Source organism: Micromonospora sp. KC606 (assembly GCF_004348675.1).
Taxonomy (GTDB): Bacteria; Actinomycetota; Actinomycetes; order Mycobacteriales; family Micromonosporaceae; genus Micromonospora.
Genome location: NZ_SMKN01000003.1, coordinates 20,867 through 46,573, shown reverse-complemented (window position 1 = coordinate 46,573; position 25,707 = coordinate 20,867). Strand labels below are relative to the sequence as shown.

Annotated in this window: 23 protein-coding genes and 3 pseudogenes; 18 read left to right on the top strand and 8 right to left on the bottom strand. The window is 69.8% G+C overall.

Features of this window, described 5'->3' with window-relative positions:
• Positions 1-61: 61 nt before the first annotated feature.
• A pseudogene (locus E1193_RS01690) lies at positions 62-247 on the top strand (transposase); the annotation flags it as partial.
• A gap of 206 nt (positions 248-453) precedes the next feature.
• Positions 454-630, top strand: a complete 177-nt coding sequence (locus tag E1193_RS31650) for a hypothetical protein (protein ID WP_165945583.1) — start codon at positions 454-456, stop codon at positions 628-630.
• A 40-nt stretch (positions 631-670) separates the two neighbouring features.
• Here the strand turns inward: E1193_RS31650 and E1193_RS01685 are convergent, their stop codons facing one another.
• The gene (locus E1193_RS01685) at positions 671-1,486 is read right to left on the bottom strand and encodes an IclR family transcriptional regulator (RefSeq protein ID WP_132179493.1); all 816 of its coding nucleotides are present in this window, start codon (positions 1,484-1,486) and stop codon (positions 671-673) included.
• A gap of 23 nt (positions 1,487-1,509) precedes the next feature.
• Between E1193_RS01685 and E1193_RS32765 the strand changes: the two genes are divergently transcribed.
• The 8 genes and pseudogenes from E1193_RS32765 (at position 1,510) to E1193_RS01645 (ending at position 9,226) form a co-directional block, all read left to right on the top strand.
• On the top strand, positions 1,510-2,058 hold the full coding sequence (locus E1193_RS32765) for a bifunctional 3-phenylpropionate/cinnamic acid dioxygenase ferredoxin subunit (RefSeq protein WP_243707216.1): 549 nt from the start codon (positions 1,510-1,512) through the stop codon (positions 2,056-2,058).
• Positions 2,055-3,236: an FAD-dependent oxidoreductase gene (locus E1193_RS01675; RefSeq protein ID WP_132179491.1), complete on the top strand. Its 1,182-nt coding sequence runs from the start codon at positions 2,055-2,057 to the stop codon at positions 3,234-3,236. Before E1193_RS32765 ends, E1193_RS01675 begins: the two co-directional genes overlap by 4 nt.
• 42 nt (positions 3,237-3,278) lie before the next feature.
• Positions 3,279-4,187, top strand: coding sequence for a bifunctional methylenetetrahydrofolate dehydrogenase/methenyltetrahydrofolate cyclohydrolase (locus E1193_RS01670; protein ID WP_132179489.1), 909 nt, complete (start codon positions 3,279-3,281; stop codon positions 4,185-4,187).
• Positions 4,187-5,068, top strand: a complete 882-nt coding sequence (gene folP / locus E1193_RS01665) for a dihydropteroate synthase (protein WP_243707215.1) — start codon at positions 4,187-4,189, stop codon at positions 5,066-5,068. The genes E1193_RS01670 and folP overlap by 1 nt, the downstream gene beginning before the upstream one ends.
• Positions 5,068-5,976 carry a methylenetetrahydrofolate reductase gene (locus E1193_RS01660; RefSeq protein ID WP_165945582.1) on the top strand — a complete coding sequence of 303 codons (909 nt, stop codon included), beginning with the start codon at positions 5,068-5,070 and terminating at the stop codon, positions 5,974-5,976. The genes folP and E1193_RS01660 overlap by 1 nt, the downstream gene beginning before the upstream one ends.
• Positions 5,977-6,020: 44 nt before the next feature.
• Positions 6,021-6,548 carry a hypothetical protein gene (locus tag E1193_RS01655; RefSeq protein WP_132179487.1) on the top strand — a complete coding sequence of 176 codons (528 nt, stop codon included), beginning with the start codon at positions 6,021-6,023 and terminating at the stop codon, positions 6,546-6,548.
• A gap of 199 nt (positions 6,549-6,747) precedes the next feature.
• Positions 6,748-6,862 (top strand): annotated as a pseudogene (locus E1193_RS33915) (pyridoxal 5'-phosphate synthase lyase subunit PdxS); the annotation flags it as partial.
• Positions 6,863-6,916: 54 nt separating this feature from the next.
• On the top strand, positions 6,917-9,226 hold the full coding sequence (locus E1193_RS01645; RefSeq protein ID WP_243707214.1) for an FdhF/YdeP family oxidoreductase: 2,310 nt from the start codon (positions 6,917-6,919) through the stop codon (positions 9,224-9,226).
• Positions 9,227-9,452: 226 nt separating this feature from the next.
• On the opposite strand, the gene E1193_RS01640 is transcribed toward E1193_RS01645, so the two are convergent.
• Positions 9,453-9,821: a LysR substrate-binding domain-containing protein gene (locus E1193_RS01640; RefSeq protein WP_207922498.1), complete on the bottom strand. Its 369-nt coding sequence runs from the start codon at positions 9,819-9,821 to the stop codon at positions 9,453-9,455.
• A gap of 176 nt (positions 9,822-9,997) precedes the next feature.
• Here E1193_RS01640 and E1193_RS31645 point away from each other — a divergent pair, with 176 nt between their 5' ends.
• Complete coding sequence (locus E1193_RS31645) at positions 9,998-10,135, top strand: hypothetical protein (protein WP_165945581.1); 138 nt, start codon at positions 9,998-10,000, stop codon at positions 10,133-10,135.
• A 121-nt stretch (positions 10,136-10,256) separates the two neighbouring features.
• Entirely contained in the window at positions 10,257-10,400 is a 144-nt protein-coding gene (locus E1193_RS31640; protein WP_165945580.1) for a hypothetical protein, read from the top strand.
• Positions 10,401-10,414: 14 nt separating this feature from the next.
• Here E1193_RS31640 and E1193_RS01635 read toward each other — a convergent pair whose 3' ends face one another.
• Together E1193_RS01635 and E1193_RS01630 are read right to left on the bottom strand one after the other, a co-directional pair.
• A complete protein-coding gene (locus E1193_RS01635; RefSeq protein WP_132179483.1) occupies positions 10,415-12,961 on the bottom strand; it encodes an FtsX-like permease family protein in 2,547 nt (848 codons plus the stop codon).
• Positions 12,958-13,428 (bottom strand): annotated as a pseudogene (locus E1193_RS01630) (ATP-binding cassette domain-containing protein); the annotation flags it as partial. The pseudogene E1193_RS01630 and the gene E1193_RS01635, both read right to left, overlap by 4 nt.
• Positions 13,429-13,569: 141 nt before the next feature.
• Between E1193_RS01630 and E1193_RS01625 the strand changes: the two are divergent.
• The 3 genes from E1193_RS01625 (at position 13,570) to E1193_RS01615 (ending at position 17,057) form a co-directional block, all read left to right on the top strand.
• Positions 13,570-14,811, top strand: coding sequence for a sensor histidine kinase (locus tag E1193_RS01625; RefSeq protein WP_165945579.1), 1,242 nt, complete (start codon positions 13,570-13,572; stop codon positions 14,809-14,811).
• A complete protein-coding gene (locus E1193_RS01620; protein WP_132179479.1) occupies positions 14,801-15,460 on the top strand; it encodes a response regulator transcription factor in 660 nt (219 codons plus the stop codon). The genes E1193_RS01625 and E1193_RS01620 overlap by 11 nt, the downstream gene beginning before the upstream one ends.
• Positions 15,461-15,593: 133 nt before the next feature.
• Complete coding sequence (locus E1193_RS01615) at positions 15,594-17,057, top strand: NAD(P)/FAD-dependent oxidoreductase (protein ID WP_132179477.1); 1,464 nt, start codon at positions 15,594-15,596, stop codon at positions 17,055-17,057.
• Positions 17,058-17,076: 19 nt separating this feature from the next.
• Here E1193_RS01615 and E1193_RS01610 read toward each other — a convergent pair whose 3' ends face one another.
• From E1193_RS01610 to E1193_RS01595, 4 genes are read right to left on the bottom strand one after another with little or no spacing between them, the layout of a single operon-like run.
• Positions 17,077-18,396, bottom strand: a complete 1,320-nt coding sequence (locus E1193_RS01610; RefSeq protein ID WP_132179475.1) for a toxic anion resistance protein — start codon at positions 18,394-18,396, stop codon at positions 17,077-17,079.
• Between the two features lie 16 nt (positions 18,397-18,412).
• The gene (locus E1193_RS01605; protein WP_207922497.1) at positions 18,413-19,555 is read right to left on the bottom strand and encodes a hypothetical protein; all 1,143 of its coding nucleotides are present in this window, start codon (positions 19,553-19,555) and stop codon (positions 18,413-18,415) included.
• Between the two features lie 10 nt (positions 19,556-19,565).
• Positions 19,566-20,162 carry a hypothetical protein gene (locus E1193_RS01600; RefSeq protein ID WP_132179473.1) on the bottom strand — a complete coding sequence of 199 codons (597 nt, stop codon included), beginning with the start codon at positions 20,160-20,162 and terminating at the stop codon, positions 19,566-19,568.
• A gap of 37 nt (positions 20,163-20,199) precedes the next feature.
• Positions 20,200-21,837, bottom strand: a complete 1,638-nt coding sequence (locus E1193_RS01595) for a vWA domain-containing protein (RefSeq protein ID WP_207922496.1) — start codon at positions 21,835-21,837, stop codon at positions 20,200-20,202.
• 551 nt (positions 21,838-22,388) lie between these two features.
• Between E1193_RS01595 and E1193_RS01590 the strand changes: the two genes are divergently transcribed.
• From E1193_RS01590 to E1193_RS01580, 3 genes are all read left to right on the top strand, one after another.
• Positions 22,389-23,723: a peptide ligase PGM1-related protein gene (locus tag E1193_RS01590; protein WP_132179471.1), complete on the top strand. Its 1,335-nt coding sequence runs from the start codon at positions 22,389-22,391 to the stop codon at positions 23,721-23,723.
• A 100-nt stretch (positions 23,724-23,823) separates the two neighbouring features.
• Positions 23,824-24,852 carry a zinc-binding dehydrogenase gene (locus tag E1193_RS01585; RefSeq protein ID WP_132179469.1) on the top strand — a complete coding sequence of 343 codons (1,029 nt, stop codon included), beginning with the start codon at positions 23,824-23,826 and terminating at the stop codon, positions 24,850-24,852.
• Entirely contained in the window at positions 24,852-25,694 is an 843-nt protein-coding gene (locus E1193_RS01580; protein WP_132179467.1) for a CoA ester lyase, read from the top strand. Before E1193_RS01585 ends, E1193_RS01580 begins: the two co-directional genes overlap by 1 nt.
• Positions 25,695-25,707: the final 13 nt, after the last annotated feature.

The following is a 25,707-nucleotide window of genomic DNA, read 5'->3' as shown; positions in this document are numbered from 1 at the left end:
CCCCGCACGTGCCGGCCGGTAACGGTCGGGGACGCCCGATCATCTATCCCCGTCGCGACGCGTCGTGGACGCGATCCGCTACCTCGACCGCACCGGCTGCCAGTGGGACACCCTGCCGGCCGACTTCCCGCACCCGAAACTCGTCTACCACTACTTCGAGACCTGGACCGCCGACGGCACCCTCACCCGCATCCGCAACCACCTGCTCGAACAGGTCCGCCAGCAGGTCGAGCACCGGCACGCGTAGCCGACCGCCGCGCTGGTCGACTCCCAGTCGCTGCGCGGCGCGGCGACCGTCGCCAGGTCCAGCCGCGGCTACGACGCTGGCACACGCGTGAACGGCCGCAAACGGATCTCGCGGTCGACACGTGCGGGCTTCTGCTCGCGGTCCTGGCCACCGGCGCAGGCCTGCAAGACCGCGACGGCGCCCGGCCGCTGCTCTGGGCCGTCCGCGTGTGTTCCCCGGGCATCCGGCTGGTCTGGGCCGACTCCGGCCATGCCGGCCACCTCGTCGGCTGGGACGCCGAGCAGCTGCGACTCACCCTGCGGATCCTGGCCAAGCTGGCCGGGCGGACGACCTTCGTCGTGCTGCACCGCCGCTGGGCGGTTCATCATGACCCCGCCGGCTGACCGGCCACCAGTACACCTGAAACCCCTATTTACCAGGGTCTCAGGCCAGCCAGCCCATCCGGTGGCTGACGCGACCGCCGGCGTCCTTGATCTCGCCCTTGATGCTCTCGATGCGTGCCTTGTCGAACCGGAAGGCCGGGCCGGAGACACTCATCGCCGCGACGATGGTTCCGGTGTGGTCTCGCACGGGCGCCGCCGCCGCGTTCAGCCCGGCCTCCAGCTCTTCGAATGCGGTCGCGAATCCCTCTTCGCGGATCTTCGTCAACTCCTCGATGAGGGCCTTCCGGGAGGTGATCGTGTGCTCGGTGTAGGCGGGCAGTTCTGCTGTGTCGAGCACCGCGTTCAGTCGCTCCTCGCTCAGGTGGGCGAGGAGGACCTTGCCGCTCGAGGTCGCGTGCAACGGCGTCAGCTGGCCCACCCAGTTCTGGCTGGCAACCGCTGCCGAGCTGCGCGCCTGTTGAACATTCACCGCGAAGTGCTCGCGCATCACCGCGAGGTTGATCGTCTCGCCCAGTCGTTGGGCGAGGTCGTCGAGGACCGGTTGGGCCTGGCGCACCAGGTCGGTCCGGGTGGGGATGGCGCTGGCCAGGCGGAGGATGCCGAATCCGAGCTGGTACTTGCCGCGTTCGGAGTTCTGCTCCACCAGGTCACGGTCCTCGAGCGCGGCGAGCAGCCGGAAGGCGGTCGACTTGTGTACGCCGATCTCCGCGGCGACCTCGCTGACTCCGGCGCTGCCTTGGCGGGCAAGGATCTCCAGGACGCTGACTGCGCGGTCGACTGACTGCACGCCGCCCTGGCCGTCTGCGGTGCCGTTGCGTGCGGTCCGCCGACCCACGATCTGCTCCGTGTTGCTCATTACGCAACCGTACCCCACGCCAGATGCTGGCGGAATCCGGCATGAATGTGATGAGTGCCGCCGACCTCCGGCGGTCGCACGTGGGCGTGGAAACGTGTGGCGAAACGGCGGACGTGAACCTCGCGGTGCTCGGCAGAACTCTTGACACGCGCCGTCGCATCGGCCCAGACTGTTGCGCATTGCGAGTCAGGTTGTGTCATTCGCACCCAGGTGGAGAGAGAATGATTCGAGTCTGCCCCGTCTCCGCGTTGTCGCCGGGTGAGTCGCTGCGTGTCGACGCCGAGCCCCCGATCGCGGTTTTCCACACGGAGGACGGCGAAATCCTCGCCATCGATGACACATGTACTCACCAGGACGCCTCGTTGGCCGACGGATGGCTCGAGGGGTGTGAGGTCGAGTGCCCGCTCCATGGGTCCAGGTTCAACTTGCGGACCGGACGGGTGGATGCGCCACCGGCGAAGAAGCCCGTACGCACTCACGACGTTGTCATCGAGGATGACCACATCTACGTCGAGTTGTCGGATGAGGAGCCCAACCTTCCGCCGGGCGTGACGCTGGGGTCCAGGTCGTGAAGACAGTCACCGTTGTCGGCGCATCCCTGGCCGGCCTCTACGCAGCCAGGGCTCTCCGTGAGCAGGGATTCGACGGCCGCCTCGTGGTGATCGGCGACGAACCGCACCGGCCCTACGACAGGCCGCCACTCTCGAAGGACTTCCTGGCGGGAAAGATCGAGGCCGACGTCCTCGCCCTCGAAGGGCCCGACGACTCGCTCGAGGCCGACTGGAGGCTCGGGTCCGTCGCAACCGCACTGGACAGGACCGCGCGCGAGGTCGTCCTTGCCGGGGGCGAGCGGATCGCGAGTGATGGCGTCGTGGTTGCCACTGGAGCCCGCGCCCGATCCCTGGCCGAGAGCGGAGATCTGGCTGGCGTCCACGTCCTGCGGACGCTCGACGACGCTCACGCGCTGAAGGTGGAGCTGGTGCCCGGCGCTCGCCTGGTCGTCATCGGTGCCGGCTTCATCGGCGGGGAGGTGGCTTCGACCGCCAAGGCGCTCGGACTGGATGTCACGGTGGTCGAGGCCATGCCGACGCCCCTCGCCGGTCCGCTCGGCGTCGAGATGGGCGCAGTCGTTTCCGGCCTGCACGAGGACCACGGTGTACGGCTGCGGTGTGGGGTCGGCGTGCGCAGCCTCGTCGGCCGCGGCAACGTCGAAGGTGTCGAACTCGCCGATGGAACACTGCTTCCGGCGGACGTGGTGGTCGTCGGAATCGGTGCCACTCCGAACACGGAATGGCTTGCCCAGTCGGGCGTGCAGCTCGGCAACGGCGTCGAGTGTGATCGCCAGGGACGCACCAGCCTCCCGGGGGTCGTCGCCGTGGGTGACTGCGCCTCCTGGCACGAGCCGCGGCTCGGCCGTCCGCATCGTGTGGAGCACTGGACCGGCGCCATGGAGCGACCCGCTGTCGCGGTGGCCAGTCTCCTACGAGGCCCTGACTCAGGGAGCTCGCCGACGGATGGGGGAGATTCCAAGATCCCTTACTTCTGGTCCGACCAGTACGACGTCCGGATCCAGTTCGCCGGCCACGCTGCCCAGGCCGACTCCGTGACGATCGAGGAAGGCTCTGCCGAGAGCCGCAGCCTGCTGGCGGTCTACCGGAGAGGTGACGTCCCGGTGGCGGCGCTGGCCATGAACCAGGCGCGGCTCTTCGGGCGGTGGCGCCGCCAACTCAATGCTGCCGCGTCAGCCTGACCCCCCTGCCCGATACCCCACGAATCCCGGAAAGGCGAGCCGGTGGCTACCGCGAAAAGGATTGACGGACGGAAGGTCGCTGCGGACTTGAAGCAGCAGCTTGCGTCCCGGGTGCGTGTGCTGAGCGCGCAGGGCATTCGTCCGGGGCTCGGGACCATCCTGGTAGGCGACGACCCCGGCAGCCATTCCTACGTTGCCGGGAAGCACCGGGACTGCGCAGAGGTCGGCATCGACTCCATCCGTATCGAGCTGCGCGCCACGGTCACCCAGGCCGAGATCGAGGCGGCCGTGCAACGCCTGAATGACGAACCGGCCTGCACGGGCTTCATCGTGCAGCTTCCCCTGCCACCGCACATCGACACGCACCGGGTCCTCCAGCGGATCGACCCCGAGAAGGACGCGGACGGTCTGCACCCCACCAACCTCGGCAAGCTGGTTCTCGGCATACCCGGACCGCTGCCCTGCACTCCCAGAGGGATCATCGAGCTGCTGCGCCAGCACGACGTCGAGATCACGGGACAGCGTTTCTGTGTCATCGGTTGTGGCTTGACCGTGGGACGGCCTCTCGGGCTGATGCTGACCCGACCGACCGAGCACGCCACGGTGACGCTGTGCCACGAGGCGACCGTCGACGTGGCCGCCCACACACGGGCCTCCGACGTCGTCGTCGCCGCTGCCGGCGTCGCGCACCTGGTGAGGCCCGACTGGGTCAGCCCTGGAGCCACGGTGCTCTCCGTCGGTGTGACCCGCACGATCGAGGGCATCCTCGGCGACGTCCACCCCGAGGTCGACACCGTCGCCGGCAGGGTCAGCGGCGCCACTGGCGGGGTCGGCCCGATGACGAGGGCCATGCTGTTGACGAACATCGTCGAGATCGCCGAACGGACCCGTGGCCGGTCGACCGGCGCTGCCGCCCCACAGCTCGTGGGCGTGTCCCCCGAGCCGGTCTGATGAGCGCGCTCATGCTGCCCGAACTAGCGCCCACGATGCCGGCCGCCGACGTTGCCGATCGGTGTCGGGTGCTCGGGATCCTGAACGTCACGCCCGACTCGTTCTCGGACGGTGGTCGGTTCAACAGCATCGACGCTGCTGTCGCACGCGGGCTGGAGCTGGTGCGGCACGGTGCGGACTTCGTCGACGTCGGCGGCGAGTCGACCCGGCCGGGCGCACGGCGAGTGAGCGAGCCTGAGGAACGGCGCAGGGTGCTTCCCGTCGTCGCTGCCCTCAGCGAGGCCGGCGTCCGCGTGTCGGTGGACACGATGCGCGCCAGCATCGCTGCGGCGGCGGTCGCTGCGGGCGCCGTCCTGGTCAACGACGTGTCGGGCGGTCTGGCCGACCCGGCGATGTTGCCGTTCCTCGCAGAGTCCGACGTCCAGTGCGTTCTCATGCACTGGCGTGGCCACGCCGAGATCATGCAGGACCTCGCGATCTACCGGTCCGTCGTCGAGGACGTGTGCATCGAGCTCGCGCAGCGTTCGGACGCGGCGCTTGCGGCCGGCGTTCGACCCGAGAACATCGTGCTCGACCCGGGGCTGGGATTCGCGAAGAACTCTGGGCAGAGCTGGTCACTCCTGGCCGCGCTGCCACGGCTCCACATGCTCGGGTTCCCGGTCCTGGTGGGCGCGTCCCGCAAGCGTTTCCTGGCCGAATGCGTCGACTACGGTGGCCTCGACCCCTCCATCTCAACAGACCGCGACGACGTCTCCAACGCCGTCTCCGCACTCGCGGCGTCGGCCGGTGCCTGGGGAGTTCGCGTGCACTCGGTCGGGCCGGCCGCCGCCGCCGTCCGCACCGCCAGCCGCCTGCGGGCCGCCGCCCTGGGGGAGGACTGATGCGGCACCGGAACCGCGCCGACGTCCTCCATCGGCTCCTCAGTCGGGCCCGCTACGAGGTCCTCCCGACGGCAAGCGTCGTGGACGAGGTGTCTGCCACCTTGCCCACCGGGGCAACCGTCACTGTGACGGCATCGCCGTCGAAGGGACTGGAGGCGACGCTCGACCTCTCCGAGCGCCTCGCTGCCCTCGGCTTCGACGTGGTGCCGCACCTCGCGGCCCGGATGATCCATGGGCCCGGGGAACTCGGGGAGATCACCAACCGGCTCGCGCGCGCAGGCATCACCAAGGTCTTCATACCCGCCGGTGATGCCGATCCGCCGGCCGGTGCCTATCACAGCGCCCTGCAGGTGCTCGAGGACCTGGCCTGCGCCGGGAACCCGTTCTCCGAGGTAGGCATCACCGGCTACCCGGAGTCGCATCCACGCATCCACGACGACCTCACGATCCAGGCGATGTGGGACAAGCGACGGCTCGCCACGCACATCGTCAGCAACCTGACGTTCGACCCTGGTGTGCTGTCTGCGTGGGTGAGGCGGGTCCGCGCGCGGGGCGTGACGACTCCGATCCTCGTGGGACTTCCCGGGCCCGTCGAGCGCACGAAGCTCCTGCGAGTGGCAACGAAGATCGGTGTTGGGGAGTCGGCGAAGTTCCTGGCCACGAATCGCAGCATGTTCGCCCGGATCGCTGCGCCTGGTGGCTACGACCCCCTGCGCTTTCTGGGCCGCGCCGCCGCTGTTCTCGGGCGCGACGACATGTTTGTCGGCGGCCTTCACCTGTTCACGTTCAACCAGGTCGCAGAGACGGAAGCATGGCGTGCCTCGCAGCTCGCGCGCCTGCGGGAGCACCGACTGACACCGGTTATCGCCGAGGGCCGGGATGCGATGTGGGTCGGGGGTGGCGAGTGAGCACCCTGCTGGGAGCCCGGCCCGGGCGAGTCACCCTTGCCCAGGTGGAGCAGCACCTGCTGGCCCGGTGGCCGGATACCAAGATCAACCCCACCCTCGACCGCATCGAGAGGCTGCTGGACCTACTGGACCGGCCGCACTGCGAATACCGGGCGGTCCACCTCACGGGTACGAATGGGAAGACGAGCACGGCGTGCATGGTCGAGGCGCTGCTCGCCGCCTCCGGTCTTGAGACTGGACGGCTGACCAGTCCGCACCTGACGAGCATCAGGGAGCGCATCGGCTTCCGGGAGCTCGATCCCGTCATCGACGCGGTGGTCTGCACCCGCAACTCGAGTCCGCGCAGTCTCCCATCCGAGGAACTCGCCGCATGTGCCCGGCAGGTGATGGGAGAGGACCGGGTGTTCGTCGCGCCTGACGTGAAGTCGGCTCTCGATGCGGCGGACACGCTCTGCGCGTCCAGTCCCGGCCATCCTTCCGAGGCGCGGGTTGTCGTCGCCGGGTCCATGGTCACCGTCGGCGATGCGGCACGTGCGCTGCCGGGCTCCTCCATGCAGCGGGGGAGTCGATGACCGGCACCGGCCACCCTCATCCCGTTCACCGCCGCGTAGGTCAAGGTCATGGAGCTGAACCGCATCGACCTGGCCTGACCCCCTGACGACCGACGGGCGAGCCCCTGCCCGGGCGACGTGCCCGTCGGTTCCGGGGTTGGGTGCTGGAAGCGCGCCTGGCACCCAACCCCACTTACTCATCCCGACCGAACGGACCATCATGGACATCGGAGTTGTCGCTCACGTCGGCGCCTTCGAAGTCAAGCGCGGCATGGCCGCGATGCTCAAGGGCGGCGTGATCATGGATGTCGTCACTCCCCGAGCAGGCCAAGATCGGGCGACCTCCTGCTCGTCATCAAGTGACGCACGTGGCACGAAGGAGAGAAACAGTGAACCAAGACGCCGGCCGAATGGGAGCCACTGAGGATCCCGCGGACGACCTGAAGGTCACCGCCCCGAAGACGTGGGCGGCTGGCCTGCCCGCGGTCGCCCACGCGCTCCAGTACTCCCTCGAGCAGACGACCGTGCGCCGTACGGCTCTGACGCTGCTCAACGTGAACCAGGCTGAGGGCATCGATTGCCCCGGCTGTGCGTGGCCGGAGCCTGACCGTCGCCACAGGAACGAGTACTGCGAGAACGGCGCCAAGCACATAAACGACGAGGCCACCAGCCGTCGCGTGACCCGCGACTTCTTCGCCGAGCACTCGATCGAGGAGCTCGACGGCAAGTCGGACTTCTGGCTCAACCAGCAGGGCCGCCTCACCGAGCCGATGGTGAAACGTCCTGGTGCCGCCCATTACGAGCCCATCGCGTGGGACGACGCCTTCACGCTGATCGCCGACCAGCTCAACAGGCTCGCGTCCCCGGACGAGGCGATGTTCTATGTGTCGGGCCGGCTCAACAACGAGGCGGCGTTCCTGCTCCAGCTGTTCGCGCGGGCGTTCGGCACGAACAACCTCCCGGACTGCTCCAACATGTGCCACGAGTCGAGTGGCTCCGCTCTCGGCGAGACGCTCGGGATCGGCAAGGGCAGCGTCTCGCTCGAGGACATCTACCACGCCGATCTGGTCTTCGTGGTCGGGCAGAACCCGGGAACCAACCACCCACGCATGCTCTCTGCGCTGGAGCACACCAAGCGCAACGGCGGTCAGGTCGTCGCCGTGAACACCCTCCCCGAGGCGGGCCTGATGCGGTTCAAGAACCCGCAGAAGGCCAGCGGTCTCGTCGGCCGCGGCACCGTCATCGCCGACCAGTTCGTGCAGATCCGGCCGGGCGGCGACCTCGCGCTGTTCCAGATGCTCAACCGCCTGCTCCTGGAGGCGGACGATGCGGCGGGCGGCGGTGTGCTCGACCGTGGCTACATCGAGCGGTACACCACTGGCTTCGAGGCGTTCGCGCAACACATCCGGACCGTCACCTGGGCCCAGGTGCTCTCCGCGACGGGCCTGCCCCGTTCCGAGATCGAGGAGGTTCACCGGCGGGTGCTGGCGAGCAAGTCGGTCATCGTCTGCTGGGCGATGGGCCTGACCCAGCAGAAGCACGGCGTCCCGACGATCCGTGAGGTGGTCAACTTCCTGCTGCTCCGCGGCAACATCGGCAAGCCCGGCGCGGGCGTGTGTCCGGTGCGCGGCCACTCGAACGTGCAGGGAGACCGCACCATGGGGATCTGGGAGAGGATGCCCGACTGGTTCCTCGACGCCCTCGGTGCCGAGTTCGGCTTCGAGCCGCCGCGGGCGCACGGCGTCGACACGGTCGGCGGCGTCCGGGCGATGCGCGACGGCAAGGCCCGGGTCTTCGTCGGCGTGGCCGGCAACTTCGTCCGGGCCACTCCCGACAGCGCGGTGACCGAGGCCGCGCTGCGCAGCTGCAGCCTGACGGTGCAGGTCTCCACCAAGCTCAACCGGTCGCACACCGTGACGGGTGAGACCGCGGTGATCCTGCCGACCCTCGGGCGCAGCGACCGCGACGTCCAGGCCACCGGTGAGCAGTTCGTCACCGTCGAGGACTCGATGAGCATCGTGCACGCCTCGCGAGGTAAGCTCGAGCCCGCTTCGTCGCACCTGCTCAGCGAGGTGGCGATCATCTCCCGCCTGGCGCGACGCACCCTCGGCGGCACGCCTCCGATCCCGTGGGCGGACTTCGAGGCCGACTACGGACTGATCCGCGACCGCATCTCACGTGTCGTCCCCGGCTTCGAGGACTTCAATGCGCGCGTGATGAAGCCCGGCGGATTCACCCTGAACAACCCGGTCAACTCCGGCGTATACCCGACGCCGAGCGGCAAGGCCGTCTTCACGGCCAACGAGCTCACGTGGCTGCAGACCCCACCGGGCCATCTCGTGCTGCAGTCGCTACGCTCTCACGACCAGTGGAACACGGTCCCGTACGCGATGAACGACCGCTACCGAGGAATCCACGACGCTCGTCGCATCGTCATGGTCAACCCGAAGGACATTGCAGAGCTCGGATTCACCGATGGTGACCTCGTCGACATCGTCAGCGTCTGGCACGACGGGAGCGAGCGCCGGGCCCCCGGGTTCCGCCTGGTGGGCTACCCTGCGAGCCGCGGCTCTGCCGCGGCGTACTACCCGGAGACGAACGTACTGGTACCACTCGACAGCGTGGCCGACATCAGCAACACCCCCACATCCAAGGGTGTGATCGTCCGCTTTGAGACCGCGTCCGGTTCGGCGGGCTGAGGGGATCATGCGGGAGCGCGGCCGCGCCGGCAGCTAGGGCCGCGGCGGCCAGGGAGGTGAGTGTGCGCACGGGACCTCCCGTGGCCGGCTTCGCGGTCATGCGACGCGGCGGATGCGGCGGACGGCGAGCCCGACAAGCGGACCAGCGGCGGGCGAGGAGAGCCAACAGCAGGCCGGTCTCCGCGCGGATTTCCGCCACGGGGTGACCGGCCAGCGCACGTGATGATCAGCACTCGGTCGCCTCTTGCACGCAGATGCAGCACGCTTCGATGAAGACACGGACGGCTTCGCGGTTGTCTCCGGTACGCCAGACAACGGCAAGCTCGCTGGGCGACAGTCCGGCGACCGCCCGGCAGACGATGTCCTCGCGCTGATAGATGCGGGCGTTGCCCGCAGCGAGCAGGACGACACCAAGTCCTGATGCGACCATCTCGAAGGCCTCATCGGCGGTTTCGGCGGTAGCGACCACCCGCGCCGGTGCAGGGCGCTGGTCGTTGCCAAGCCAGAATTCGCGAAGCACTCCGGCCTCTGGTGGCAGTGCGATGAACGGCTCGTCGGCGAGGTCGGCGAAGCTGACCCCATCTACGTAATCCACGTCGTCACGCGCTCCACGGGAGGTTGGGATGACCCCGGGGTTGCGTCTCCTCGGCTCTCGGCTCTCGGCCCCGGCGTCGAGACGGTGACCGCGGAGGCTGCTTTCCGAGCGCCTGCCTGCACCCGGTCACCCGCGATCAGGTCGTCGACCCGGTCGACGGCACGCCGGGGCTGCGGGTGCGTTTCCTCGCCGCCGACGGCACCGTGCTCGCGCAGGAGCACCGAGAGAGCGGGCACCTGGTCGACCTGGACGGCTTCGGCGGCGCCCGTCCGGAAAAGGTGGCCGCGATCGAGCTGACCGCCCGGTACGTCTGACGTGGACGGGCACCCACCTGCTCGGTGCGGCCGGCGTCGGCCGGTTTCGGCTCACGGTGGTCGGCGCGCCGGTGTTCGACCGGTGGATCGCGCCGCCCGGTGCCGACCTGGTGGAGCGCGGATGCGCCCCGATCAGACGTACGCACCCGTGGAGCTGACGGCCGGGCAGCCGGCGGACGACGCACCACGCTACTCCGTGCTCTCGTACCTGAACTCCGGTCGGCTCCAGCCGCAAGCGCCGTTCAACGTCGAAGAGCCGGGATGACCCGGCCGCGTCGGTCATTCGTGCGCGATGGCCCGTAGGACGTCCGTGCGGGCGGCCCGGACGGCCGGTAGTGTCGCGGCCAGCACGCCAATCAACACGCCAGACGCGAGGTAGGCGGTGAGGAAGGTCCACGGCAGCGCTAGCTCGGTGATGCCTTCGGCGCGCAGCGCCCGCGCCACCGCAGCGCCGAGTCCCGTGCCGACGGCGACCCCGAGCAGCGCGCCGAAGATGGAGATCGCCACTGCTTCCGCGGTGACCATCTGCACCGTCTGTCCGCGGCTGAGCCCCACCGCGCGCAGCAGGCCGAGTTCCCGGGTGCGTTCGAGCACCGACAGGGCCAGCGTGTTGATCACGCCGAGCGTTGCGATCAACATGGCTACGCCGAGTAGCACCTGCAGCAGCGCCAGGACGGTACGGAAGACGCCGGTGGCGATGTCAACGAAACCGGCCGGGTCGGTGACCACGGTTTCGGGACTCTCCGCCAGCAGCGAGCTCACCTGAGCGCGTACGTCGGCCTCGGAGGCGCCAGGAGCCAGCCGCACCAGCCCGGTGGCAGGCTGCTGCCGTGACAGGTCCGGCACCACCGAGGCGGGCAGGATCCAGCCGCCCGCCCAGTCGCTGCGGTAGGTGCCGGCCAGGGTGAAGGTGCGGCTGCGGCCACTGGCGAAGGAGATTGTCACTGGGGAGCCGATCCGCAGGTCGAGGTCAGCGGCGGTGTCGGCGTCTGCGACGACCTCGTCGGGTGCGAGTGGGCCGAGGGAGCCGGCCACGTGTTCGACCTCGACCGTCGACCACCAGGCGGCGATGTCATCGACCGCGAGGATGCCGGTCCGACCGCGGTTGGTCAGTGCCAGGTCGTCGTAGACGCCGACGACGGCGGCGACGCCGGGCAGTGCCCGAATCCGGTCGAGGATGGCCGGGTCGAAGGTCTGGGGGCGATCGGTGCTCGTGGGTTCGGTGAGGATGAGGTCGGCCCGGTAGTAGTCGGCTGCTGTGCTGTGGAAGCTCGCGGTGGCCGAGGTGAGCACGACGTTCACCGCGGTGACCAGCGCGATGCCGACCATCAGCGCCGCCGCGGTGCTCGCGGTACGACGCGGGTTGCGGCCGGCGTTGAGCCGTCCCAGCCGTCCGGGAGGCGACCAGGCGAACAGCCGGCCGATCAGGTTCACCTCGGGCCGCGCGATGACCGGGGTGAGCAGCGCCGCGCCGACGAAGCTCGCCAGGACGCCGCCGAGAACGGTGCCCAGCGGGATGTCGTCGGTGCCGCCGGAGAACGCGATGACGAGCAGGGCGACGCCGACGGCACCGATCACCGCGCCGGCCACGGTCAGCCTCGTGAGCGGACGGTTGGGGGAGGAGATGGCACGCAGCGCGGCCACCGGTGGTACGCGGGACGCGCGCAACGCCGGTCCGAATGCTGCAACCACGGTGACCGCCAGGCCGAGCGTGACGGAGGTGAGTACCGCCGCCGGCGGGACGCTCGCCGCGCTCAGGCCCACGTCGCCAACCGCGGTGTTGCCGGCCAGCCGGGGCAGCAGCACGGCGATGCCCACCCCGAGCGCGGCACCGGCCGCCGAGGCGGCGGATCCGACCAGTACCGCCTCCACGAACACCGAGTCGATCACCTGTCGGCGGCGGGCGCCCAGGGCGCGTAGCAGCGCGAGTTCCCGGGTGCGCTGCGCGATGACGATCGAGAAGGTGTTGAGGATGAGGAAGACGCCGACGAACAGGGCGATCCCGCCGACGGCCAGCAGGATCAGGGTGATGGTGGCGAGGTCCTCCCGCGCCGACTCGGACTGGGTCGCGCGCAGCTCGTCGCCGGTGCGGACGACGATGTCGTCTCCCAAAGCGCTGCGGAGCCGATCCCGTAGGACGGCGGGGGTGACGCCGGGGGCGGCGCGGACGTCCACCGCGGAGTACACGCCGGGCCGGCCCAGCATGAGCTCGGCTGCTACCGACTCGTGGAAGGCGATCTCGTGGGCGCCGCCCACACTGTCCCGGTCTCCGCGGTAACCGACTATGCCGATTACGGTGAACATCTGCTTCGGTCGTTGGGTGAGCACGGCCACCCGGTCGCCGACCTGTGTACCGGCGGCCCGGGACAGTGCCGCGTTGATTGCGATCTCGTTCGGCGCCGCTGGTGCGCGGCCGGCCCGCAACCGGATCGATCCGCGCTCGCCGGTCCAGTTCGTGCCCAGTCGAGGCCGGTTGAAGCTGGTCCCGATCACCTTGCCGTCGGCCCCGACGAGCCGGGCGCCGTCCTCGCTGACTACGCCGGTCGCTGTGGCCACGCCCGTCACGGCGGCGACCCGCCGAACCAGGGCGGCCGGTACCGGTGTGGTGGCCGAGTCCTCGCCGATCCCGGGGAGCACCTGCTTCGCCGTCACTTGGACCTGGGTGTCCTCATGCAGGCCGGCGTACAGGTCGCGTAGCGACCGGCCGAGGGTGTCGGTGACCACGAGCGCCGCCGACATGAAGGCCACGCCGAGCACGATGGCCAGCGCGGACAACAGCATCCGGAGCCGGCGCGAGCACAGGCCGGCGAGGGTCGCCCGGATCATCGGGCCGCACCCTGAATGTCAAGACGCTTCATCGTGTCGATTACGGCGTCAGCGGTCGGGGCTGCGAGATCCTCGACGACAGTGCCGTCGGCGAGGAAGATCACCCGGTCGGCGTATGCGGCGGCGGTGGGGTCGTGGGTGACCATCACGATCGTTCTGCCGAACTCGCGGACCGACCGGCTGAGGAAGCCGAGCACCTCGGCGCTGGATCGGGAGTCGAGGTTTCCGGGGGGCTCGTCTGCGAACACCACCTAGGGCCGGGTGATCAGGGCACGGGCGCAGGCCACACGCTGTTGCTGGCCGCCGGAGAGCTGGTCGGGCCGGTGACCGAGACGGTCGCGGAGGCCGACCGTCTCGACCACCGTGTCGAACCACCCCGGCTCGGGTCTGCGGCCGGCGATCGCGAGCGGGAGCAGGATGTTCTCCCGGGCGGTGAGCGTGGGCAGCAGGTTGAACTGCTGGAAGAGGCCGCACGGCCGGTTCGTTGGTTGTGGTCACGCCCATAGCCAAGCGGCCGTCCGCGCCGCCCACACTGTCCCCAGCGGGGGGCCAGAAGGTGTATCCAGCTGTACCGTGCCGCCGGCCGCGCTGCGGTAGCGTGGGCGGACATGCCGATCCGCACCGCGTTGGATGCGCTGTCGCTGCCGCCGACGCGGCTGGTGCGCAGCTCGTGGCCCTGGAGATCGGCGCTCTACCTGGCGGGTGGCGCGCTGCCCGGGGCGCCGGCGATTGTCCTGCTGATGCGGTACGGCATCGAGGATCCGGTTCCTGTGCTGCTCGCGGCGGTGTCGACGCTCGCGGCGGGCGCGGTCGTCTTCGGTAGGCTGGAGCGGTGGCGGCTGCGTCTCGTTGACAGCGTGCCGGTACCAGACGCCCATCGGCCGCTACCGCCGCGGGGCTGGCGGCACGCGTTGCGGGCACGGCTTCGCGAGCAGGTCACCTGGCGCGAGATCGGTTTCATCGGCATCTCGATCGGCGTCCTGTGCTGGCTGGACGCGGTCGTGCTGGCATGCATGGTGGGCTATCCGGTAGCCGCCGTACTGAGCCCATTCCACGAGCAGGACAACAGCCCGTTGGCGACTCTGGTGCCGGTGGGGATGGGCGTGGGGCTACTGGCCGCGGCCCCATACGTGGTGACGGCCTGGGCCGGTGCCCGGGCCGCGATGGCGCGGGCGTTGCTCGGGCCTCGCGAGTCGGACCGGCTCGGTGACCGGCTGGTCGAGGTGACCCGGTCGAGGGCGCGGCTGGTGGATGCGTTCGAGGTGGAACGCCGCCGCATCGAGCGCGACCTGCACGACGGCGCCCAGCAGCGGCTCGTGGCCCTGAACGTGTACCTCGGGCTCGCCCGCCTGGAGGTGCCGGCCGGGTCACCCGCGCATGAGCCGCTGGTCAGGGCGCACGAGCTGGCCCGGCGGGCGCTGAGCGAACTGCGCGAGCTGATCCGCGGTGTGCACCCCCAGGTACTCACCGACCGCGGGCTTGCCGCAGCACTGCATGACCTCGCCGGGCGCTCGCCGGTGCCGGTCGACGTCGACGTCCGACTGCCCGGCCGACTTCCGCCGGCCATCGAGGTCACCGCGTACTTCGTGGTCGGCGAAGCGTTGACCAACGTCGCCCGGCACAGCCGGGCGGGTCGGGCCGGTGTCACGGCGGGCCTGAACGATGACCGGCTGATACTGCGAATCAGCGATGACGGGGTAGGCGGTGCAGACCCGCAGGCCGGAACCGGGCTCGCCGGACTGGCCGACCGGGTGGCGGCCGTAGGTGGGAAGGTGTCGCTGTCGAGTCCGCCAGGCGGGCCGACCGTGGTGCAGGCGGAGTTTGCCGGGGCGGTGTCCGATGCCGCGTGAGCGGCGGGTGATCGTCGCGGAGGACGACGTGCTCACCCGGGAGGGGATCATGAGTCTGATCGCCCGGTTCGGGCATCGGGTTGCGGCCGCCGTCGGTGACGCCGACGCCCTCGTCGCGGCGGTGCGCGAGCAGCGGCCGGACGTGGTGGTCACCGACGTACGGATGCCGCCCACCTTCACCGACGAGGGGTTGCAGGCCGCGTTGCGGCTGCGTCAGGACGACCCCGCGCTGCCGATTCTCGTGGTCAGTCAGTACGTCGAGCAGACGTACGCGGCCGAATTGCTGGAATCCGCCCGTCCCGGCACCGCGGGCATCGGCTACCTGCTCAAGGATCGTATCGGTGAGGCAGTCGAGTTCATCGAGGCGCTCGACCGTGTCGCCGAGGGCCACACAGTGGTTGACACCGAGGTCGTACGCCAGATGCTCAGCCGACGCCGGGACCCGCTGACCCGGCTTACCCCCCGGGAGCGCGAGGTCCTCAGCCTGGTGGCAGAGGGCCGGTCGAACGCAGCAATCGCGCGGGCCCTGTTCATCACCGAGACGGCGGTGGCCAAACACATCGGCAGTGTGCTCATCAAGCTGGACCTGCACCCCGACGAGGACGACCATCGCCGAGTCCGGGCGGTGCTGGCCTACCTGCGCGGCTGATGGTCCACCGGCGTCGACGGCGTCGTCGTCCCCGCCGCCGGCCTGCCAGCACACACCGGCGCCTGACGCCCGCCAACGTTGCCCGCCCCGACGAGGTGCGGCCTGCCCTTTCCGCTCTGCCAAGCCAGGCCACATGCAGCACGGTTCGTCGCAGGTGCGGATGCCGACGGGAGATCCCGATGAACGCGGTTGGCTGAAACACGACGAGCCCACCGGATCGACACCCGAAGACCTTCACCCAGGCCACGGTGCCATCGACCACCCTGGTGGGTATGACGTCGCAATTGTTCGACTCAATGCAGAAGCTGACTGCTGGGCATGGCGGGTGGAGTGGCCAGGCTACCGTGATTGTGTGGATGCGGACGTCGTCGTCGTCGGGGCTGGTGCCGCCGGGCTCGCCGCGGCGCGGCAGGTGAGTGAGGCTGGCAAGCGAGCCATCGTGTTGGAAGCGCGCTCTCGTATTGGCGGGCGGGTGCATACCGATCGCGGCTTCGCCGGATTTCCGGTCGAGCGAGGCGCGGAGCTGCTACACGGTTCATCCAGCCTGTCGCGCACGTTGGCGGAGACCGCCGGCCTTACCGTGCTACCGGCGATGTCGATCTGGCGCGGTCGGGTCGTGGACGGGGGCCGGGTGCGTCGGCTGCTGCCTTGGCTGCTACCGGCGACGGGACGGTACGTCCGCATCGTGCGTGCCGTGCGTTCGCACGGCCTCGATCCGGACGCATCGCTCGGTGACCTGCTGCGCGGTCGCCGGGCTGGCGGCCGACTCGGCCGTCTGGCGGTCGTTCTGGCCAATGACGCAGGTACAGATCTGGACGGCTTGAGCGTACGGTACCTGGCCCGGGTGATGGCCAATGGCGAGGAGACCAGCCGCCAGGCGCGGGTCGCCGAAGGCTACGACCGTCTGATCGAGTACATCGCCGAAGGTTGCAGCATTGTTCGAGACGCCCCGGTCACCGCGGTGCGTTGGATGTCAGACGGCGTACAGGTCGAGGCGGATCGCTGCTACAGCGCACGGCGAGCGATCATTACCGTGCCGCTCGGCGTGCTCAAGGCCGGCACCGTGCGGTTCGAGCCACCGCTGCCACCGCCCAAGGACCGGGCAGTCACCGAGCTGGCCATGCATCCGGGCATGAAGGTGCTGCTGCGCTTCACCAGCCGACCGTGGCCGGCCGGCGCCAGCTACCTCCTGCTCGATGATGACGTTCCCGTGATCTGGCCACCCCACCCCGACGCGCCGGTGCTGACGGCGTTCGTGATGGGACCGCGGGCAGCGGCCCTACGTAGACCACCGGGCCCGGTCCAGCGGGTGGTGTCCGCTCTAGTCAGGGTCTGGGGCGAACGGGTACGCCGTGACCTGGTCGACGCCCAGGTTGTCGACTGGGGCGCCGACCCGTGGACACTGGGCGGCTACTCCTCCGAACCGCCTGGCAGCGGTCACCAACGGGCCGCGCTCGCCGCTCCCTGCGGCCCGCTCCACTTCGCCGGTGAGGCCACCGACGACATCGCCCCCGGCACCGTCAGCGCGGCACTCCGCTCCGGCAGGCGCGCCGCCGTCGAGGCCATCCGGTCGATTGACGCTGCCGCGACGCGATAACTCGGTACACGCACATCGGCTACCTGTAGCGGGGCCGCCGGTCCGTGCGTGCCGCCGACGCCTGATCGAGCACCGAGGCGGGCAGTTGCGGCCCGGCCGGCAAGGCCAGTGGTTCCTTGGCCCGGGTCACCAGCTCGACCACGATCTGCGACAGCCGGTTGGCCGACTGCGTCATGGACTGGTTGGCGGTGACGATCGCGGTCACCACCTCGGTGCGCCTCTGCTGGCCGTAGCGGACCGCCTCCTCGATGCCCCGTGCCTGCGCGTCGATCGACTCCGCGACCTCTAGGAGGGTTTCTGGGCGGATGGTCGGGGTCTGGATGGTCCGGGCGATTTGCGGCACGGCGGACTGCGATGCCCTGGCGTACGCGGAGAGCACGTCGTTGGCGCCGTCGGCGACCACCTGCTGCATGTCGGCGGCCTGGTTGGCCTGCAACAGCAGCGCCCACTGGGCGATGGTGAGCTTCATCGTCGGGATGGTCAGGTTCATCAGCAGCGCAAGACGCTGGCCGAGGCCGTAGTTGAGCGCCCGGATGTTGCGGACCTGCGGTGAGGTCGACCAGGCCACGAAGAGTCGCTGTTGGAACTCGTTGATGCGTACCTCGAGTGCCTGGATGAACTCGGTGACCCGGGAGAGCCGCTCCTGCTGGTCGCATTCGCCGACCGCGCCCGGCGGGACGGAGATCGACCGGGCCTCGGCGAGCGCTTCGTCGCGCACCAGCTCCATCACCGCGATCGCACCGATGAGCTGTCCGATCGCCGCCTCGTTGGCCTTGTACAGCTCGTCGCAGAGCACCACGTTGCGACGCAGTTCGTGTTGCTTCGCGCTGAGCTGTCCGGCCACCTTGTCGAGCTGCTGCTCGACCGTCCTGGCCTCCTCGAAGAGCATCTCCAACAGATCACGTCCCCTGCGGAACAGTCCCTTGATCGCATCGGAGAACCTGTTGAACGTCTCCCGGACCTTGGGGTCGCTCGGGTCGTACTTGCGCCGGAACGTACGCATCCGGTCGTTGAGCTGCCGCATGATGCCGGTCAGTTCCGGGATGTCGACCCGCCCGACCTCTCGGAAGATGCGGCTGACCTGGGCGTTGACCTGGTCGATGGCGCTGTTGCCGAAGGACGCCAGCTGTTCGGTGTTGGCCAGCATCGCCGGGTAGAGCTGCTTGGCCGTGGCCTCCGCCTGGGCTCGCTGGGCGGGGCTGAGCAGGTCCTTGCAGACCATCACGCGTGGTTGGGCAGTGCTAAGAGCGTCGGTGATGGCGGTGTCGGCCGCACCGGCCGGCGGGTCGGCCGCACCCCCCACGATGCTGTCGAAGTCGATCTGCAATCCGTCGGTCATACCCCTTCGGTCTCCCTCACTGGCAGGTTTTGGCGTCCTTGATGCAGTTCAACAGCGCGAGCGTCACGTCCGCGGCGGGCGCCGGGGTGGTGCGGATCTGCTCGGCGAGCGCGAGGTCGGGAAAGTCGGCGACCTCGTTGGCGCCGACCTGCAGCGCCGAGCGGAATCCGTAGGTCTTCCAGGCGATCGTCTGGATCTCCGGGTCCTTCATCGCCTCGATCAGGCGGGCGGCGGTGGTATTGAGTGCCAGCAGTGGGTGATCGCTGTAGATGGTCGGGTCGGGATAGAGCAGTCGGACGTTCCTGAGCACGCTGGCGGTGTTCACGTCGCCCCGCGCGACCAGCTGGATGAGTTGGTTCTCGTAGCCGGCGTAGAGCGGTGATTTGAACTCGCCGCCCTGGGTGAGCCACTCTCGGAACCCGGAGTCGGAGCTACGTGCCTGCAATCCCTGCGCGTCGTACACCGCCCGCATGGTGGGCAGGGCGTTGCGCGCCTGGGTGAGGTTCGGTGCCTGGTACACGTCGTCGGTGGCGATGATGCTCAGCTGGAGCTGGGCCAGCACGAAGCCGCTGTTCGACTTGGCCGCGTCGGTGCTCGCCACGGTGATCGGCCCGCGAAGTTCGGCCGCGCCAATGCCGTCCCAGGTCTGCTTCTTCAGCACGTGCTCCAGCAGCAGGGACTTCATGTCGACCAGGTAGTACCGGTTGCCGCGCTGCTCGACGAGACCGCGCTTCATCAGGGACTCGGTGCCGCGCGGCCCCGCGTAGATCACCTCGGGAGACTGGAGCAGGTTCTCGGCCCGGTAGTCCGGGAACGCGCGCTGATGTTGTGCCTCGAACACGCTCTGCGCGCTGGCGCTCGCCGGCCAGAGGCAGTCGAGGTGGCGAGCCTTGAGGTCGTCACTGCTCAACTGCACCTGGTCGTACGAGCCGAGCGGCTGGAAGTCGACCTCGAGACGGTACTTGTTGCGCAGGATTCGGGTGATAGCGGCGTCGGCCATCAGCTCGGATTTCTCGGATCCGCCGAGGCATCTGACCACGGTCGGCGCAGCGGACGAGGTCGCGGGTCGGTCGGCGCGGACCCACAGCACGGCGGCGACGACGCAGACGACGAGCACCGTGGCCAGTCCGATCAGAAATCGAACGCTTGGCAGTCTCACGATGGTTCCTTCACTCCAGCTCCGGCAGCTTCGGTGGTGCGACGGTGTCGAGGTTGGCCCGGTACTGCGCGATGTCGCCCTGGTTGACCAGCCGCACGCTGTCCAACGCGAAATCGGCGAAGCGTTCGAACGCCAGCTCTCCGCTGCGCTTGAGGGCCTCCGGGTCGGTATAGAGCACCGGCTTTTCCTGGATGTCGAGGTACTGCCGCACGACCCCGTCGAGGCTGGTCAGGTGCCCGCCGATCTGGCTGGCGGTGGAATAGAGGCTGTTCGGCGCGGCCGTCCGTACCCGGTCGAACAACTCGGGTACGTAGCGGCAGGCCGATTGCAGGGCGGCGCGGGCGGCCGGAGCCTGCACCTCGCGGCTGAGCCGCTCGATGCCGCGCAGCACCTTGAGTGCCTCGTCGGCCGTGGCCCGCGCCTCGTCGAGGTACTCGTCGCCGCGTGCCTGCGCCGGGCTGCGGTCGTCGAGCATGAGGTACGTGCCGAGGGCCGCGGCGACCGCCAACAGCGGTGCCCACAGGAAGTTGCCGGTGGTGGCGAAGACCCCGGCGAACACCGCGGCCGCGGCGGTGAGCGCGACCGGAGCGGCCAGTTTCCTCCTCATCGGCACCGCCGGTGTACGCCGGTGTGGCGGCGGCCGATCACTTGTAACCCGCCGCCTGGCGCAGCGCCGCCACCAGGTCGTCCTGTGCGACATAGGTGCCGCCGGTGGCAGCGGCGACGCCCTTGAGCTGCGCGGCGTCGACGTCGCGGCCGAAGGCGATGGCGATCACGGGTACGCCGAGCGATCGCAACGCGCGCACCGCACCACCCCGGTCGTCGTTTTCGGACTTGCCGTCGGTCATCAGCACCACCAACCGTCGGCGGTCACCGGGCTGTGGCCGGCTCAGGTCGGCGGCGGCCCGTTGCAGGCAGGCGTACATGTTGGTGCCGCCCGTGGGACGGTAGGCGGTGATTCGCTCGGTGAGCCCGTGCAGCCCGGCCGCGTCGTCGCCGTCCACCACCCACGGTGTGCCCTCGACGAGGTCCCGGTTGAAGATCCCGACGGCGGTCGAGTCCTGCGGGTGCGTACGCAGGAAGTTGAGCGCAGCCTGGTCCTGGTCGAAGATCTGGCGCGCGGCCGCCTTGACCCCGTCCCAACCCTCGTTCGAGGCCATCGACCCGCTGCCGTCGAGGCAGTAGAACGTGTTGACGGGGCGCCGGTACCGGGTCTGGTAGCGGTCGAGCGCCGCCTCGATGACCGGCGCCGCCGGATACTGGATGCCCTGCTCGTTGATGGCTGCGTGGATGCCCCATTCCGGGTTGAACACGGACAGGTCGGGGTTGTCCAGCGTCAGACCGACGCCGGTGACCGGTCGCCGCCCCAGCTTGAGCAGTTGGTCCTGCGCGCCTGGGTCGGTGAGCAGGTGCGTCTGCAATTCGCGGACGATGCCGCGTTTGGCGACGTCATCCTCCCCGCCGTGCGGCAGGAAGCCCAGTGGTGCGTCGCTGATCGCCAGCGAGCCGCGGGGGTACGCCACCACCAGGGGCTCTTTGCCGGCCCTGACCAACTCCTGGTTCTTCTCGATGACCAGGTCCTCGTAGGTGAACACGGTGCGGCATTCGGCGGGGCGGGCAAGGCACTCGGTCATCAGGGTGCCCGTCGAGGGCGGCGTCTCGTCCATCGCCGCGATGAACCGGGTGACGCCCTTTTCGACGGCCGGGGAGTCGAGCTGCTGCTGACTCAGCGGGGTGCCCGGACCGTTGCCGGCGAAGTAGTTCATGAAGCCGAACAACACGGTGGCGCCGGAGTTGGACTGCGTCGGGTTGGTGACCCAGACCGTCGTACGGCCCGATTCGACCGCCTCCAGGATCTGCGCGATCCCGACGTCCGGCTGGCCGGCGAAGCCCAGCCGCTGCATCTCGCTGCGCCAGCCGGCGAACACCACCGGCGTCAGGAACATCGGCTTCACGTCCTGCAGGACGTTGGCCTTGTCCCCGAGTTGGGAGAAGACGCTGGACGCGAACCAGTAGGCGTCGTAGTCGCGGCTGCCTGCCGCCAGCAGCCGGGCCTGGTCGACTGAGCCCTTCAGGGTGATGTCGCACCGGTAGCCCTTGCTGGCGCACCACGGCTTGACGATAGTTTCGACGACGCTCTCCTGTTCGGACCCGGCGACGATCCGCAGCGAGGAGCCGCCGTCGATGCCCGCCGACCCGCGCGGGTCGGGCTCGTCGCTGGTGCAACCGGCAGCCAGCACCATGATCGCCGCGGCGACCGCCGCAAACCCCATGCCCCGCATCTACGCTCCGTTCCGCCGAAATCGTTGACCTCCGGAGACCCCGGCTTGTTGGTAGCAGCGGTCGACCAACGGGACGGGGAACCCGGGGTGAACAATGCGGTTCGGATGCGCGTCCGCTCCGGTGCGATCGCACGGTTTGTCTGCGGTGCCCGGTGCTGGGGATTTGTGATCGAGCGGCCTCTGCGGAGGGGGGCGGCCTGCTGCACGCGTTGACCGCGGTCCCTGATCCCCGTTACCCGCGTGGATTTTGTTGCCGGACCGCGAGCTGCCCAGAGGCGCGAGCGGGACGTATCACCTCGCGGGCCTTTCCTGGCGAAGGGGTGCCAATCAGACATTTCAACTACCCATGGTGTGTGTAGCGTCACTCATTGCTGTCATCGGTGATGATTGATAGCGTGACGTCCAAGCAACTTCCAAAGATTGCCATGTTTGGATCTGTTGGGTCATGGCGGTGACCCGGCTCTGTCTCCTGTCGCATGCTCAGCCGCCGGTCGATGCCGGCCGGGGCGAAGCCGTGGGCCGGACACGCCGCCAACAGCGATGGAGCGGTCATGACCACGTTGATCATCGGCAACAGCCGGACCTCGGAGATGGTCGGTGATCTCGCGGCGCTGACCCCCGCCCAGCTCCGTGGCGGCGGCTGTGTCGCGCAGCGCATGCTCTGGTTCGCCCGGGACGGCGACGTACTGGTGCTGCCGTTCGCCCCGCCACCGGAGTACCTGAGTTACGTCACCGGCCTGACCGGTACCGACGCCACCTCCCTCACCCTGGTGGTCCCCCCGCCCGGCAGCCTCGGCTCGGACCTCCTCACCCCGGACCGGCTCACCGATCCCGGCTTCGTGGCGCAGCTCCGCCGCGCCTTCGGCAACGGGCCACCGGGCGAGATCCTCGCCGTCTACAAGGATCTCTGCGTCACCGGGCTCGCCCGGGCGTTGGCCGCCGAGGCGGCCCTACCCGGGTACCCGTTCAGCGCCCAGGCCGGCGACGCACTGGTGAACAGCAAGGCCGGGTTCCGGGCGCTGGCCGCGGGCGCCGGCGTACCGATCGCCCCGGGCACCGTCGTCAGCCGTCCGGAGCAGGCACTGGAGGCGATCACCGGCCTGTTCGACCAGGGCCACAGCGTGATGGTGAAGTTGGAGTTCAACGGCGGTGGTTTCGGCAACGAGATCCTCAGCCGCACCGATGGTGTGGAGCCGACGGGTGCGCCCCGCGTGGTGGTGCTGCCGGACCGTTCCGCCGTGCTCTCCTATCTGGAGCGGCGCTGGGAGTGGCTCACCGCGGACCGCGCGCACCGGCTGGTGGTGGAGCGCTTCTTTCCCGGCTCCACCACCGTCTACGCGGAGTTTCTCATCGCAGACGAAGGGGCCCAGCTGATCGGCGTGGGTGAGCTGCTGATGGAGCCGGTGGCGATTGGCGCGGTGCTGCCGGCGCAGACAATCGAGCCGGAGACCAGAGCGGAGTTGCTCGACGGCGCCCAGCGGCTGGTCGAGTCCCTGCGGGTACTCGGTTACCGAGGGGTGGTCAGCGCCGACGCCATCCACACCCAGGACGGGCAGGTGCTCTTCACCGAGACGAACTGCCGCCTCACCGGCTCCACCCACGTGCACCTGGTGCTCGACGGCCGCGTGGTGGACGCCGACTACCGGGAGAAACGGGTCTTCCTGGAACGCGATGGCTGGGTCGTGCCGTCGTTCGGGGCGGCCGTCGACCGGCTCGCCGCGGCCGGTCTGGCCTACGACCGGACCAGCCGTACCGGAGTCGTGATCACGTCGAACGAGGTCGACGGGGACGGCACCGTCGCCTGCTGTGCGATCGCGGAGGACCTGGCCGCGGCGGAGGAGATGCACCGCGGGCTGGGCCGGCTCTTCGTGGACGGCACGCCGTGACCGGCGCCGCGCAGCCGGGCCGCACCCGCCGCCACGGCGGCGGACCCGACCGCACGGGATCGGACGGCATCGGCGCCCGGCGGCCAAGGTGAACAGGTATATGCGGGCGGTGGTCCTGCGTCGCCCCGGAGGCCCGGAAGTGCTACGCGTCGAGCGGATACCCGAGCCGCTGCCCGGCCCGGGGGAGAGCCTGATCGATGTGACCCTGACCGGGGTTAACTTCGACGACCTGGAGCAGCGGGCCGGGGCCCACCCCCAGCTGCGGCTGCCCGCGGTGCTCGGCGTGGAGGCGGCCGGCCACCGGCGGACCGACGGCCGGCGGGTGGTCGCGCTGCTGCGCCAGGGGGGCGGGTACGCCGAGGTGGTGGCGGCGCGGGACGCGTACACTGTGGAGATCCCGGCGAGCATCGACGATGCGCAGGCGGTCGGCCTGTTCGAGCAGGGCGGCACCGCGTACGGGGCCCTGCTGCTGGCCGGGCGGCTGCGGGCAGGGGAGAGCGTGGCGGTCTCCGCGGCGGCCGGGGGAGTGGGCCACCTCGCGGTGCAGCTCGCCGTGGCGCTCGGCGCCTCCCCGGTGATCGGGCTCGCCTCCACCGCGGCCAAGCGGCAGTTCGTCAAAGGGCTCGGCGCGGACGTGGCGCTGGACCCGGCGGACCCGGAACTGGCCGGCCAACTACGGGAGGCGGCCGGCGGCGCCGGGGTGGACCTGTTCGTCGACTCGGTCGGCGGCGCGGTGGCCCGGGCCGGGCTGGCCGGCCTGGCGCCGTTCGGGCGGCTGGTCTGCCTAGGCTGGCGCCCCGAAACCGCTGCCGCTGACACCAGTGCCGTCGCTGGTTCCAGTGCCGCCGCCAGCGGCGCTGATGCTGACGCCGGCGTCGTCGCGCTGACCACCGCCCAACTGGCGCGGGACTCCATCGGTTGCGCCGGGTTCTGGATGCGGCACGTGGTCGACCACCGCGAGCTGTTGTGCGGCATCGCTGACCGGCTGTTCGAACTGGCGGCACAGGGCCGGCTCGCGGTGCACGTCGACCGGGCGGTGACGCTGCCCGAGGCCGGCGCGGCGCACGCGGCGGTCGCCGCCCGAGCCACCAGGGGCAAGGTTCTCATCGACGTACGCCGGGAGGTGTGATGTTCACCCGGTACTGCCGTTCCGTGCTCTGCACCCCGGCGACCGCGTCCGACCGGTACGCCAACTGTCACCGCTCCGGGGCCGACATCTGCCTGGTCGACCTGGAGGACTCGGTGCCAGCGCCGGCCAAGGCCGACGCCCGGGTGCGGGCGACAGCCTTCTTCACCGGCGAGAGCGCCGCCGGTCGCCGGTGCGCCGTGCGGGTCAACGCCATCACCGAGCCGGACGGCATGCGGGACCTGCTCGCCCTACGGGAGTATCCGGTCAAGCCGGCCATCGTGCTGGTGCCCAAGGTGGAGTCGCCCCGGGACATCGAGATCGTGGCGCGGCTGCTCCGGCCGGCCGGTCCGAACCTGGAACTGTTCGCGGTGATCGAGACGCCGCGCGGGGTGGAGAACGCCGCCGCGATCGCGGCGGCCTCACCCCGGCCGCGTGCGCTGATCTTCGGGTCTGCGGACTACGCGTCCGCCCTCGGCATCCAGCTGCGCTGGGAGCCGCTGGTGCATGCCCGCACCCGTGTGGTGAACGCCGCCCGGGCGGCCGAGGTCGAGGCGATCGATTCACCGACCTTCCACCTACAGGACCTGACCGCACTGCGGCGGGAGGCCATCCTGGCGCAGGATCTTGGGTTCAGCGGCAAGATCGCCCTGCATCCCCGCCAGGTGGCCGTCATCAACCAGGCATTCTCGCCAGATGCCGAGTCGCTGGAGGCGGCCCGCCGGGTGGTGGCCGCCGGGCAGCACAGCGGCCAGGGCATCACCACCGTGGAGGGGGTGATGGTGGGTCGGCCCTTCTTCGAGGCGTCCCGGCGGCTGCTCGACGAGTTCGACCCGTCTGGCTGACCGTCGGGACACC

Excerpts from the sequence above, each read along its gene's own strand:
- E1193_RS01635 (WP_132179483.1), bottom strand. The coding sequence starts at position 12,961 with ATGATCCGGGCGACCCTCGCCGGCCTGTGCTCGCGCCGGCTCCGGATG.
- E1193_RS01625 (WP_165945579.1), top strand. The coding sequence starts at position 13,570 with ATGCCGATCCGCACCGCGTTGGATGCGCTGTCGCTGCCGCCGACGCGG.
- E1193_RS32765 (WP_243707216.1), top strand. The coding sequence starts at position 1,510 with ATGCTGGCGGAATCCGGCATGAATGTGATGAGTGCCGCCGACCTCCGG.
- E1193_RS01585 (WP_132179469.1), top strand. The coding sequence starts at position 23,824 with ATGCGGGCGGTGGTCCTGCGTCGCCCCGGAGGCCCGGAAGTGCTACGC.
- E1193_RS01685 (WP_132179493.1), bottom strand. The coding sequence starts at position 1,486 with ATGAGCAACACGGAGCAGATCGTGGGTCGGCGGACCGCACGCAACGGC.
- E1193_RS01615 (WP_132179477.1), top strand. The coding sequence starts at position 15,594 with ATGCAGCACGGTTCGTCGCAGGTGCGGATGCCGACGGGAGATCCCGAT.
- E1193_RS31640 (WP_165945580.1), top strand. The coding sequence starts at position 10,257 with ATGCGCCCCGATCAGACGTACGCACCCGTGGAGCTGACGGCCGGGCAG.
- E1193_RS01660 (WP_165945582.1), top strand. The coding sequence starts at position 5,068 with ATGCGGCACCGGAACCGCGCCGACGTCCTCCATCGGCTCCTCAGTCGG.
- E1193_RS01610 (WP_132179475.1), bottom strand. The coding sequence starts at position 18,396 with ATGACCGACGGATTGCAGATCGACTTCGACAGCATCGTGGGGGGTGCG.
- E1193_RS01590 (WP_132179471.1), top strand. The coding sequence starts at position 22,389 with ATGACCACGTTGATCATCGGCAACAGCCGGACCTCGGAGATGGTCGGT.
- E1193_RS01600 (WP_132179473.1), bottom strand. The coding sequence starts at position 20,162 with ATGAGGAGGAAACTGGCCGCTCCGGTCGCGCTCACCGCCGCGGCCGCG.
- folP (WP_243707215.1), top strand. The coding sequence starts at position 4,187 with ATGAGCGCGCTCATGCTGCCCGAACTAGCGCCCACGATGCCGGCCGCC.
- E1193_RS01595 (WP_207922496.1), bottom strand. The coding sequence starts at position 21,837 with ATGCGGGGCATGGGGTTTGCGGCGGTCGCCGCGGCGATCATGGTGCTG.
- E1193_RS01620 (WP_132179479.1), top strand. The coding sequence starts at position 14,801 with ATGCCGCGTGAGCGGCGGGTGATCGTCGCGGAGGACGACGTGCTCACC.
- E1193_RS01580 (WP_132179467.1), top strand. The coding sequence starts at position 24,852 with ATGTTCACCCGGTACTGCCGTTCCGTGCTCTGCACCCCGGCGACCGCG.